Below are 12,368 nucleotides of genomic sequence, written 5' to 3'. Positions count from 1 at the left end.
GCGGGGTTTGACCCGGCCGCCGCTTCGGCGCAAGGAAAAATTGGCTTTTCGGTGCGATACTATCCGCAACGGCGGTATTCGCCGACTGGCAAACTGATCGAGACCGACGGGTGGGCATCTATCTCCCGATTGCGGAAATTTCCGTCAACGTCTTCGTGCTGCTGGCCATGGGCGCTGCGGTGGGCTTTCTGTCGGGCATGTTCGGTGTCGGCGGCGGTTTTCTCATCACGCCGCTCCTGATCTTCTACAACATCCCACCGGCAATCGCGGTGGCGACCGGCGCCAACCAGGTCATCGCCTCATCCTTCTCCGGCGCGCTGTCGCATATGAAGCGCGGCACGCTCGACTTCAAGCTCGGCGGGGTGCTGCTTGCCGGCGGCATCGTCGGTTCCACCGGCGGCATCTACGTCTTCGCTTTCCTGCGCAGGCTGGGACAGCTCGACCTGTTCATCTCGCTGCTCTATGTCGTGCTTCTGGGCACCGTCGGCGGGCTGATGCTGGTCGAAAGCATCAATGCGCTGCGCGCCACGCGCAGCGGCGCGGCACCGGTGCTGAAGAAATCCGGCCAGCACAACTGGATCCACCGCCTGCCGCTGAAGATGCGATTCAGGGCCTCGAAGCTGTTTGTCAGCGTCATCCCCGTGCTTGGGCTGGGCGCGGCCATCGGCTTCCTGTCGTCTATCATGGGTGTCGGCGGCGGCTTCATCATGGTGCCGGCTCTGATCTATCTCCTGAAAGTGCCGACCAACGTCGTCATCGGCACCTCGCTGTTCCAGATCATCTTTACCTCGGCCTACACCACTCTGGTCCACGCCACCACCAATCAGACGGTCGACGTGATGCTGGCCTTTCTTTTGATGGCCGGTGGTGTCGCCGGCGCGCAATATGGCGCCAAGGCCGGCCAGCGGCTGCGCGGCGAGCAGTTGAGAGCGCTGCTGGCGATGCTGGTGCTGGCGGTGGCGATAAGGCTTGCCATCGACCTCTTCGTCACGCCGCCCAATCTTTATTCGCTGTCCGGCGCGGGCTTCAACTGATGAATGGCCTGAAAGCGCTCGCAACCGCCGCTCTTCTGTCATTGATCGCCGCCGCACCCGCGAAGGCGCAGACGCCGCCGACCGAAAGCATCCAGATCGGCCTTTCCACCGACAAAGTCTCGATCACCGCCGGCTTTTCCGGGGCCGACCTGACCATTTTCGGCTCGCTGGAAAATCCTGATCCGCTGGTGGCGCGCCAAGGCCGCTACGACATCATCGTCGTGCTCGAAGGTCCACCCAAGCCGGTGGTGGTGCGCCGCAAGGACCGGGTGCTCGGCGTCTGGGTCAACCTGGAATCCGAGACCTTCGAAAACGTGCCGGTGTCCTATTCGGTGGCGACGACGCGGCCGTTGCAGGACATCACCGAGCCGAACAGCTACAGGCAATTGTCGCTCGGCGCCTCCAATCTCTACATGCAGCCGGCCGATGCCGGCGACAGCCCGGCCACGATCGAGGAATTCACCGCGGCGTTGCGCGAACGCAAGGCCGCGACCGGTCTCTACAGCGAGAATGTCGGCGGCGTGCAGTTCCTGTCACAGAACCTGTTCCGCGCCACGGTGCGGCTGGCGCCGAACGTTCCGGTCGGCACCCACAAGGCGCGCGCGTTCCTGTTCAAGAGCGGCCTGTTCATCAAGGAGAGCTCGGCCCAGCTCGAGATCCGCAAATCCGGTTTCGAACAGTCGATCTTCCGTGTCGCCCACGACTATTCCTTCCTCTACGGCGTCTTCGCCATATCGCTGGCCATGGTGACGGGCTGGCTCGGAAGGTTGATCTTCCGCAAGGACTAAAGCGGCTACAAAGGGGTTTTCCTTTCCCGGATCATGCTATAGACCGCCACCTCCCGGTCTACCGGGCAACACGCACAATTCAATTCGGCAGAGCGGTCCGATCACCCCGGACGACAGAGAGCGCACGCTTCACAGACGGCGCCGAACCGCTGCTTTAGCAGAGATGACAGGAGGCTGCGATGCGACCAGCATTCGCCGGCATCGATTTTGGCACTTCCAACTCCACCGTGGGCGTGGTCAGGAGCGGCCAGCCGCACCTCGTCGCGCTGGAAGGCGGCGAGGTCACGCTGCCAAGCGCCGTGTTCTTCAACTTCGAGGACAACCGTACCTGTTTCGGCCGCCACGCAATCGCCAATTACACCGACAGCGTCGAAGGTCGGCTGATGCGCTCGCTGAAGAGCGTGCTCGGCAGCGCGCTCGCGCAGGAAAAGACGCGCATCAAGGCGCGATCGATCGGCTTCATGGAGATCGTCGGCCTGTTCCTCGGCCATCTGCGAAAAAGACTGGAGGACGATGCCGGCGGCGCCGTCGAGAGCGTGGTACTCGGCCGGCCGGTGCAGTTCGTCGACGACGACGCCGAGGCCGATGCCAGGGCACAAAGCGAGCTCGAAGGAGCCGCCCGCGCCCAGGGCTTCAAGCATATCGCCTTCCAGTTCGAACCGATCGCGGCGGCCCTCGACTACGAGCAGAAGGTGACGCGCGAGGAACTGGCGCTGATCATCGACATGGGTGGCGGCACGTCGGACTTCTCGATCGTAAGGGTCTCGCCGCAGCGTGCCCGCTCGCTTGACCGCAAGGACGATATCCTGGCCAGCCGCGGCATCCATATCGGCGGCACCGACTTCGACCGATTGCTCAGCATCGCGCATGTGATGCCGGAACTCGGCTACCTCAGCCCGACCAAGGACGGCAAGCGCAACCTGCCGGCCAGCTACTTCATCGATCTTGCCACATGGCAACGCATCAACCTGGTCTACACGGCCAAGGCGATGACGCATCTTCGCCAGATCCGCTACGAGGCCGAGCGCGCCGATCTCGTCGACCGCTTCATCCATATCGTCGAGCACCGGTACGGGCACGCGCTGGCCGCTCTTGTCGAAAGGGCCAAGATCGAGCTGACCGACAAGGTCTCGGCCGATGTCGAGGTGAGGCTGCCGGAAGTCCAGTTCGCCGCCGAGATCACCCGAAAGGCGCTGGACGCCACGATCGCCAGGGACATCGAGCGCGTTGCCGCCACGGTCGGCCAGACCATCGGCGACGCCGGGGTCAAGTCGTCCGACATCACCGCCGTGTTCCTGACCGGAGGATCCACCGCGATCCCGCTGGCGAGACAAAAAATCCTGTCGCTGATGCCTCAGGCTTCGGTCATCGAGGGCGATATGTTCGGCTCGGTCGGACTTGGCCTTTCGCTGGACGCGCAGCGCAAGTTCGGCTGATATCCGGACAATTCACGAACGCGCGGACGCCTTCTCGTCGGCCCCCAAATGCGCCTTGAGCGCCATCTGGGCCAGGCTTGCCTGGCGGTCGCGATGTATAATCATGGCGAAGTCGCGTTTCGGCAGTTCGAGCGGCACGGACCGCAGGCTGCCTTCAGCAACGGCGCGTCCAACGACGAGCTCCGAAATGATGGTGGCGCCGGCACCGGCCTCGACCGCCTGGCGAACCGCCTCGTTGCTCGGCAGCACCAGAAATATCTGCAGGTCGTCAAGCGAAATCCCTTCGCGGCGCGCCAGATCCTCCAGCACCTCCCGCGTGCCGGAACCGCCCTCGCGGATGATCCAGCGCAGCCCTTTTATGTCGGGGCGGCCCGGCGCGATTTCGGCGATCTCGGGATGAGAACCGGCAACCACCAGCATCAACCGGTCGATATCGACCTTGGCGCGGCGCAATATGTCAGACTCGGTGCGCCCCTCGACCAGGCCGAGATCGGCGGTTCCATCCAGCACGCTGGCTTCGACCTGCCTGGTGTTGCCGATGCTGACGCTCAGCCTGACCGCAGGATAGGCTTCGTGGAAGGACGCCAGCCGGCGCGGCAGCCAATAGCTGGCGATCGTCAGGCTGGCGGCGATGGAGAGGCTGCCGGCAACCGTCTGCGAGACATGTTCCAGCACATTGCGTGCGGCGGCGGCTCGTTCCAGTACGGCCTTGGCTTCTGGCAGGAACCGGTGACCGGTCTGGGCAAGCTCGATGTTGCGGCCGACGCGGTTGAACAGATGGACGCCATGCTGTTCCTCAAGCGCGCGGATGGCAGCCGACGCGGCCGATTGGGAGATGCCCAGCAGCTCCGCCGCCTTGGTCATGTGGCCGCGCTCGGCGACGGCGACAAATATCCGCAACTGGTCAAGTGTCATAAGGCATTAAGAACCAATATCGATCGAATTTACAAGAACAACTGATTAGACGGGTTGATAGCTTTATTCTAAGTTTTCAATCGAAGTTAGAAAAAATTCGCTACCGATTGACAGAGAATGAAATGATCGGGCGGTTCAAGTCCCTGTTCGCGCACTGGACCCGCGGCCTGCGGCGGCGGCTGGCCGGCGATCGCTATCATCCGGAAGAGCATTACATGCGCGGTCCCGGGCCGAAAACCAGGGCCAAAGCCGCGAACCGCAGAAGCGCTCGGGGATCATGACCCAAGGATCTCTGCGCGGCGCGAATTCCGCCCCGTCCCAACGCCCGCTCGCCGACACGAACGCACCCGACGAGAACGATGGCGTCGACACCTCGCCCGCCATCTCCGACCGCATCGCCAAGACCACATGCTATATGTGCGCCTGCCGCTGCGGCATCGACGTGCACATCAAGGACGGCAAGGTCCGCTACATCAACGGCAACAAGGATCATCCGGTCAATCGCGGCGTGATCTGCGGTAAGGGCAGCTCCGGCATCATGCAGCATTACAGCCCTGCCCGGCTGAAAAAGCCGCTGCTGCGCACCGGCTCGCGCGGCTCGGGAGAATTCCGCGAGATCGAGTGGGAAGAAGCGCTGACGATCGCCGCGGAGCGGCTTTCGTCCATCCGCCGCAGCGACCCGAAGAAACTCGCCTTCTTTACCGGCCGCGACCAATCGCAATCCCTGACCGGCTGGTGGGCAAGCCAGTTCGGCACGCCGAACTTCGCCGCGCATGGCGGTTTCTGTTCGGTGAACATGGCCGCAGGCGGGCTTTATACGATCGGCGGCTCGTTCTGGGAGTTCGGCGAACCCGACTGGGACAATACCCGGTATTTCATGCTTTTCGGCGTCGCCGAGGACCATGATTCCAACCCGATCAAGATCGGCCTCGGCAAGCTGAAGGCGCGCGGCGCCAAGGTGGTGTCGATCAACCCATGTCGCACTGGCTACAACGCCATCGCCGACGACTGGATCGGCATCCGGCCGGGCACCGACGGCCTGTTCGTGTTCGCCCTCATCCACGAGCTCTTGAAGGCAGGCCGCGTCGATCTCGACTATCTCCTGCGCTACACCAACGCCCATGTGCTCGTCATCCAGGATCCGGGTGCGGCCAATGACGGGCTGTTTGTCCGCGACAGCGCCGGCAACCTGCTCGCCTGGGACAGGGTGGCGAAGGTGCCTGTCCGCGCCACCGACGCCAGCGCCAAACCGGCATTGACCGGCAGCTTCACCGTCGACGGTCGTCGCTGCGTTCCGGTGTTCCAGCTGATCGCCGATCGATACCTCAATGAGAGCTATTCGCCCGATGCGGTCGCGGAGCGCTGCGGCATTGCCGCCGATACGATCCGCAGGATCGCCGCCGAGCTCGCTCATGTCGCCTTTGAGCAGACGATCGAACTGCCGGTGGCGTGGACCGACTGGGCCGGCCGCCGCCACGAGACGATTAGGGGACGGCCTGTGTCGATGCACGCGATGCGCGGCATCTCAGCCCATTCCAACGGTTTTCATTCTTGCCGAGCCATTCATCTTCTGCAGGTGCTGCTCGGTACGGTGGACGTCCCGGGCGGCTTCCGCTTCAAACCGCCTTATCCGCGTTGCGCGCCGCCAGGACCGAAGCCTGCCGGCAAGAGCGTCCGGCCGATGACGCCACTGGACGGCATTCCGCTCGGCTTCGTCTGCGGGCCTGACGACCTTCTGGTCGATGAGGCAGGGGTGCCGATCCGCATAGACAAGGCCTATTCCTGGGAGGCGCCGCTCGCTGCGCACGGCTTGATGCACACCGCCATCCGTAACGCCTGGGCCGGCGATCCATACAAGATCGACACACTGATGATGTACATGTCGAACATGGCCTGGAATTCCTCGATGAACACCGTCGAGACGATTCGTATGCTGACCGACCGCGACGAGGCGGGCAATTACAAGATCCCTTTCATCATCTATTCCGACGCCTATTATTCCGAGACCGTGCCGTTCGCTGACCTCGTGCTGCCCGACACAACCTATCTCGAACGGCACGACTGCATCAGCCTGCTCGACCGGCCGATCAGCCATGCCGACGGACCGGGCGATGCTATACGCCATCCCGTGGTCAAGCCGGACCGGGACGTGCGCCCGTTCCAATCGGTGCTGATCGAGCTCGGCGCGCGCCTCGGCCTGCCGGGTTTCGTCAGAGAAGACGGGGCGGCCAAATATGCCGACTATGCCGACTACATCATCAATCACGAGCGCACGCCCGGTATCGGCCCGCTTGCCGGCTGGCGCGGCAAGGACGGCAATTCGACCGGCAAGGGCGAGCCAAACCCGGACCAGTTGCAGCGCTACATCGACAATGGCGGCTTCTGGCACCGCGATTTCGCTGAGGACCAGCGCTACTACAAGATGGCCAACCGGTCCTATCTCGATTTCGCGGTGCAGATGGGCTTCATCCCGAAGGCCGAACCAGTCGTCTTCCAGCTCTATTCCGAACCCTTGCAGCGCTTTCGTCTTGCCGCGCGCGGCCATGGTCGGGCCGTGCCGCCCGAGAGCGAACGCCAGCGCATCGAGACCTACATGGACCCGCTACCCTTCTGGTACGTGCCGTTCGAGGAAGCGGCCGTCGACCAGCAGAAATATCCGTTGCATGCGCTGACGCAGCGGCCGATGCACATGTACCATTCCTGGGGTTCGCAGAATGCGTGGCTGAGGCAGATTACCAGCCAAAACCGGCTGTTCGTGCATGAGAGGACCGCCGCAGGTCTCGGCCTTGCCGACGACGACTGGGTGTGGATCGAAAGCATCAATGGCAAGGTCAAGGGACAGATCAAGCTGGTCGAGGGCGTGAACGAAAGCACGGTCTGGACCTGGAACGCCATCGGCAAAAGGCGCGGCAGCTGGGGGCTGAAGGACGATGCCGCCGAGAGCAATCGCGGCTTCCTGCTCAACCACATCATCGGCGACCAGACCGCGGCAGACACCAACGGCAGGCGGTATTCGAATTCCGATCCGGTGACCGGCCAGGCGGCATGGTTCGATCTCAAGGTGCGCATCGTCAAATGCGCGGCGGAGGAAGCCGGTTTCACCGAGCCGCAATTCGAGCGTTTCCACCAGCCGCCGCAATTCCAGCCATCGCCGGACACACTTCGCTTTGGCGCCGAATTCCGCATGAACAGGGAAGCCGCCAAATGACCTGCGTCCCCGCCCACACGGGCAAAAAACTAGGCCTGGTCATAGACCTCGACACCTGCGTCGGTTGTCAGGCCTGCGTCACCGCCTGCAAGGAATGGAACACCGGCGGCCACATGGCGCCGCTGACCGACATCGACCCCTATGGCGGCCATGTCGACGGCGTCTGGTTCAATCGCGTGCACAGCTACGAGCACACCACCGCGATGGGCGGCCGCACGGTGAACTTCCCGCGCTCGTGCCTGCATTGCGAGACGCCGGCCTGCGTCATTGTGTGTCCGACCGGCGCTTCCTACAAACGAGCCTCGGACGGCATCGTGCTGGTCGATGAGGACAAGTGCATCGGCTGCAAGCTATGCAGTTGGGCCTGCCCCTATGGCGCGCGCGAATTCGACACCGATGTCGGCGTGATGAAGAAATGCACGCTCTGCGTCGACCGCATCTACAATGACAATCTGGCCGAGGAGGACCGCGTGCCGGCCTGCGTCGCGGCCTGTCCGACCAGCGCACGGCATTTCGGCGATCTCGGCGACCCCGCCTCGGCGGTGTCGCAACTGGTTGAGGAGCGTGGCGGTGTCGACCTGATGCCGGAACTCGGTTATCGCCCGACCAACAAATACCTGCCGCCGCGCGCGCATACCGAACGCGCCGCAAAGATTTCTGCGCCAACCCTGGAGCCGGTGAGGGCCGAGGGTGGTTTCCTCGGCTGGGTCGACCGCATGCTCTCGAACTGACCACCATGCATCCAGCCTTCTCCGTCGTCTTCTTCACCACCGCCACCGGCGCCGGCTACGGCCTGCTGGCGCTGCTCGGCGTGCTGGCGCCACTTGGCGTCATCGCACCCGATTTCTGGCTGGGCTTCATCGGCATGGGACTGGCGCTCGGGCTGATCACCGCCGGCCTGTTGTCCTCGACCGGACATCTCGGCCGCCCCGAACGCGCCTGGCGTGCGCTCTCGCAATGGCGCAGTTCCTGGCTGTCGCGCGAAGGCGTCGCCTCGGTCGCCACCTTCGTCCCGGCCGGACTGTTCGGCATTGGCTGGGTCATTCTTGGCCGCACCGATGGCTGGGTCGCCGCCGCCGGACTTCTGGCAACGATTGGCGCCGTCATCACCGTCTGCATGACCGGCATGATCTATGCCTCGCTGAAACCCATCGCTCAGTGGCACAGCCCTTACACCTTGCCCGGCTATCTCATTTTCTCGGCGATGAGCGGCAGTGTGCTTCTGGCCGCGCTATGCCAAGGCTTTGCCGTCGGTTCCAAAATGCTTCTGGCAGCCTGCGTACTGCTGACCCTGCTCGGTTGGGCCTGGAAGCTTGCGACCTGGCGGTACAACGACCAATTTGAAATCCCCACCAACGCCAACACCGCAACCGGGCTTGCCGGGGGGACGGTTAGATCGCTGGAATGGCCGCATACCGAGGAAAATTATTTGCTCAAGGAAATGGGTTTTCGCATCGCGCGCAAGCACAGCGCAAAGCTGCGGCGGATCACCCAGCTCCTGGGTTTCGCGCTGCCCGCCTTGCTGCTGATTACGGCCTTCGCCTTGCCGTCACCTTTCGCGGCGCTCGCATCGGTGTTCGCCGCGGTCGCACAGTTTGTCGGCATGCTGGTCGAACGTTGGCTGTTCTTCGCCGAAGCGAAGCACACGGTCACTCTCTACTACGGGAAATAGCGGCTTCAGCCGGGTCGCAGCATCGAGCCTGAAATCGCAAAGATGCGGTCCGTGCCGAGCATATACGCCATCAGCGATTCCAGGCGGAACAGGCCGGCATAGGCGCGGTCGAGCACGTTGAGTGAGCCGGTATAGGCGCCGAAGGCGGGCATGATCATGCGGCCGCCATCGCCGGCGAAGCAGCGCCGCCGCACCGAACGGCCCTGCTGGACGATGCGGGCGCAGGGATGGAGATGGCCCGATATCTCGCCCTCGACGCGCAGCTTCGACGGCTCGTGCCGGAACAGCAACGAGCCGATGGCGAGTTCGCGCACCGTATCGCCCGGCAGGTCGGCCGGCGCCTCCGGGTCATGGTTGCCGGCCACCCAGAACCAGTCGCGGCCCGCCATCAGCGCCTCCAGCCGTTCGCGGAAACTTCGATGCATGCGCTCGGCGCCGCCGCCATCATGGAAGGAATCGCCCAGGCTGATGACGATTGCCGGCTGGTAGTCTGAGATGACGGCCTGCAATCGCAGCAAGGTCGCGCCGGTGTCATAGGGCGGGAGCAGCATGCCGCGCCTTGCCAGCGATGAGCCTTTTTCCAGATGCAGATCGGAAACGGCCAGAAGCTTGAGCTCGGGAAAGTAGAGCACGCCGCGCGGATCGCAGACCGCACGTTCGCCGGCGATGCCGACCAGATCGGCGTCGGCGATCAACGATGCACGCGCCAGCGAAAAATTCATTCCTCAGCCATCTCCGGCCCCATGGCTTCCTCAACCAGCGTGGCCGCATCCATCAGCAGCGTTTCATCGGCTTCGCCGTGCACCGGCATCTTGCCGATCTCGAGCATGATCGGCACGGCGAGCGGCGATATCTGTTCGAGGTTCTTATGCATGATTCGACCTTGAATGCGCGAGAGCATGTCCGCAAGTCTGCTGACATCGAGCAGGCCCGCCGCCGCGTCCGCGCGCGTCGCCTGGAGCAATATGTGATCCGGCTCATGGCTGCGCAGGACGTCATAAATAAGGTCTGTCGAGACAGTCACCTGACGGCCACTCTTCTCCTTGCCGGGATGACGCTTTTCGATCAGCCCTGAAATCAGCGCGCAATTGCGAAAAGTGCGCTTGAGAAGCCAGCTGTCTGCCAGCCAGGCCTCGAGATCGTCGCCAAGCATGTCCTCATCGAAAAGCGCGCCGAGCGAGGGTTTTCCGGCTTTGAACATCGCCCCCATGTCGCCCAGCGACCAAATGGCCAAGGCATAGTCGGTGGCGACGAAGCCAAGCGGCCTGGCGCCCGTCCTGTCCAGACGGCGGGTAAGCAGCATGCCGAGCGTCTGGTGGGCCAGCCTGCCCTCGAAGGGGTAGGCGACCAGATAGTGGCGGTTGCCGCGCGGAAAGGTCTCGATCAGCAGGTCATCGCGTTTGGGCAGCACCGATTTGTCGACCTGGAAGCGCAGCCAGTCGGCCACCTGCTCGGGCAGTTTCTTCCACCGCTGCGGATCGTCCAGCATGGCGCGGACCTGTTCGGCGAGATAGGTCGAAAGCGGGAACTTGCCGCCGCCATAGTAAGGCACCTTCGCATCGCTGCCGGGCGCGTTCGAGACGAAGCACTCATTCTCGCGAATGCCTTCGAAGCGAAGAACTTTGCCGGCGAACATGAAGGTGTCGCCATGCGTCAGCGTCTCGAGGAAAGCCTCCTCGATCTTGCCTAAAACCCTGCCGCCGCGCGACACGGAACCCTTGCTGCCGGCCTGGACATAACGCACGTTGAGCGCCGGCACCTCGATGATAGTGCCGACGTTCAGCCTGTATTGCTGGGCCACGCGCGGATTGGATACCCGCCACAATCCCTCCTTGTTGAGGCGGATGCGGGCGTATCGCTCATAGCTCTTCAAGGCGTAGCCACCCGTGGCGACGAAATCGACGACGCGGTCGAATGTCGGCCGATCGAGGCCGGCATAGGGGGCCGCCGACCGCACCTCCTCGTAAAGATCATCCGCGCGGAACGGTGCGCCGCAGGCGCAGCCAAGGACATGTTGCGCCAGCACGTCGAGCCCGCCATCGACCAGTGGAGGCGTATCCTGCGCGCCGAGATAGTTGGCGTCCAGCGCTGCCCGGCATTCGAGCACCTCGAAGCGGTTGGCCGGGATGAGGATGGCTTTGGACGGTTCGTCCATGCGGTGGTTGGCGCGGCCGATGCGCTGTGCCAGCCGGCTCGCTCCTTTCGGTGCGCCGACATGCACGACGAGGTCGACGTCGCCCCAGTCGATGCCGAGGTCGAGCGTCGAGGTGGCGACGATGGCGCGCAGCGCATTGTCGCCCATCGCCTTCTCGACCCGCCGCCGCTGCGCGACATCGAGCGATCCGTGATGCAGCGCGATCGGCAAGGTATCTTCGTTGACGCGCCACAATTCCTGGAACAGCAACTCCGCCTGGCTGCGCGTATTGACGAACAGCAGGGTCGTCTTGTGGCGCTTGATCTCGCGGTAGATCTCGGGCGTCGCGTAGCGGGCCGAATGTCCGGCCCAGGGCACGCGCTCTTCCGAGTCAAGGATGGATATTTCGGGCTTTGCGCCGCCGGTAACGACGATCAGTTCGGCCATATCGCCGGGTGGATTCTGGCCGACCAGCCAGCGGCGCAATTCGTCCGGTTCGGCCACCGTGGCGGAAAGTCCGATGGTCTGAACCTCGGGCATGAACTGGCGCAGCCGCGCCAGACCAAGCGCTAGGAGATGACCGCGCTTCGAAATCACCAGCGAATGCAACTCGTCGAGCACGACATAGCGCAGGTCTTCGAAGAAACGCCTTGCATCGGGAGCCGCGATCAGCAGCGCAAGCTGCTCGGGCGTGGTGAGCAGGATGTCGGGCGGCACCAGCTTCTGCCGCTGGCGTTTGTGCGCCGGCGTGTCGCCGGTGCGGGTCTCGATGGTGAGGGAGAGCCCGATCTCCTCCACCGGCTTGCCAAGGTTGCGCTCGATGTCGACAGCCAGCGCCTTCAGCGGCGAGATGTAGAGTGTGTGGATGCCGCGATGGGCCTGACCCGGTTTTCGCCTGGCCCTGACGGCCAGTTCGGTCAGCGAAGGCAGGAACCCGGCCAGCGTCTTGCCGGCGCCGGTCGGTGCGATCAGCAGTACCGACTGCCCTGCCTGAGCCCTCGCCAGCAATTCGATCTGGTGCGCGCGCGGCGCCCAGCCCTTCTCGCCAAACCATCTGAGGAATGGGTCGGGCAGAATGACGGCGGCATTCTGGTCGGCAAGGCGCGGCTTCTCTGTCACGCGTCAGAGTTAGCGCGACGGCGCGCTAACGCCAAGAACAATCGGAACAAAAGGTGATCGAG

General features: G+C 63.6%; 9 protein-coding genes. 6 read left to right on the top strand and 3 right to left on the bottom strand.

Going from position 1 to position 12,368, the window contains the following annotated elements; genetic code table 11:
- The first annotated feature begins 110 nt into the window (after positions 1-110).
- The 3 genes from FJ867_RS14355 to FJ867_RS14345 all read left to right on the top strand — a co-directional run bounded on the left by FJ867_RS14355 (position 111) and on the right by FJ867_RS14345 (position 3,258).
- The gene (locus tag FJ867_RS14355; RefSeq protein WP_140496679.1) at positions 111-1,034 is read left to right on the top strand and encodes a sulfite exporter TauE/SafE family protein; all 924 of its coding nucleotides are present in this window, start codon (positions 111-113) and stop codon (positions 1,032-1,034) included.
- Positions 1,034-1,822 (top strand): TIGR02186 family protein, encoded by a 789-nt coding sequence (locus tag FJ867_RS14350; protein ID WP_140496681.1) that lies wholly within the window; start codon positions 1,034-1,036, stop codon positions 1,820-1,822. Before FJ867_RS14355 ends, FJ867_RS14350 begins: the two co-directional genes overlap by 1 nt.
- Before the next feature lie 179 nt (positions 1,823-2,001).
- The gene (locus tag FJ867_RS14345; protein ID WP_140513226.1) at positions 2,002-3,258 is read left to right on the top strand and encodes an Hsp70 family protein; all 1,257 of its coding nucleotides are present in this window, start codon (positions 2,002-2,004) and stop codon (positions 3,256-3,258) included.
- Positions 3,259-3,270: 12 nt separating this feature from the next.
- On the opposite strand, the gene FJ867_RS14340 is transcribed toward FJ867_RS14345, so the two are convergent.
- Positions 3,271-4,173: a LysR substrate-binding domain-containing protein gene (locus FJ867_RS14340; RefSeq protein ID WP_140663928.1), complete on the bottom strand. Its 903-nt coding sequence runs from the start codon at positions 4,171-4,173 to the stop codon at positions 3,271-3,273.
- Positions 4,174-4,450: 277 nt separating this feature from the next.
- Here FJ867_RS14340 and FJ867_RS14335 point away from each other — a divergent pair, with 277 nt between their 5' ends.
- The 3 genes from FJ867_RS14335 to FJ867_RS14325 are packed head-to-tail and all read left to right on the top strand — an operon-like array spanning position 4,451 to position 9,053.
- Positions 4,451-7,381, top strand: a complete 2,931-nt coding sequence (locus FJ867_RS14335) for a molybdopterin oxidoreductase family protein (RefSeq protein ID WP_140817695.1) — start codon at positions 4,451-4,453, stop codon at positions 7,379-7,381.
- Positions 7,378-8,112 (top strand): 4Fe-4S dicluster domain-containing protein, encoded by a 735-nt coding sequence (locus FJ867_RS14330; protein WP_140817693.1) that lies wholly within the window; start codon positions 7,378-7,380, stop codon positions 8,110-8,112. The genes FJ867_RS14335 and FJ867_RS14330 overlap by 4 nt, the downstream gene beginning before the upstream one ends.
- Before the next feature lie 5 nt (positions 8,113-8,117).
- Positions 8,118-9,053: a DmsC/YnfH family molybdoenzyme membrane anchor subunit gene (locus tag FJ867_RS14325; RefSeq protein WP_140817691.1), complete on the top strand. Its 936-nt coding sequence runs from the start codon at positions 8,118-8,120 to the stop codon at positions 9,051-9,053.
- Between the two features lie 5 nt (positions 9,054-9,058).
- Here FJ867_RS14325 and pdeM read toward each other — a convergent pair whose 3' ends face one another.
- Together pdeM and FJ867_RS14315 are read right to left on the bottom strand one after the other, a co-directional pair.
- A complete protein-coding gene (gene pdeM, locus FJ867_RS14320; protein WP_140496693.1) occupies positions 9,059-9,775 on the bottom strand; it encodes a ligase-associated DNA damage response endonuclease PdeM in 717 nt (238 codons plus the stop codon).
- On the bottom strand, positions 9,772-12,306 hold the full coding sequence (locus tag FJ867_RS14315; protein ID WP_140817689.1) for a ligase-associated DNA damage response DEXH box helicase: 2,535 nt from the start codon (positions 12,304-12,306) through the stop codon (positions 9,772-9,774). The genes pdeM and FJ867_RS14315 overlap by 4 nt, the downstream gene beginning before the upstream one ends.
- Between the last annotated feature and the right edge of the window lie 62 nt (positions 12,307-12,368).

This window comes from Mesorhizobium sp. B2-5-3, assembly GCF_006441005.1.
Lineage (GTDB): Bacteria > Pseudomonadota > Alphaproteobacteria > Rhizobiales > Rhizobiaceae > Mesorhizobium.
This window is presented reverse-complemented; position numbering and strand designations above follow the sequence as displayed.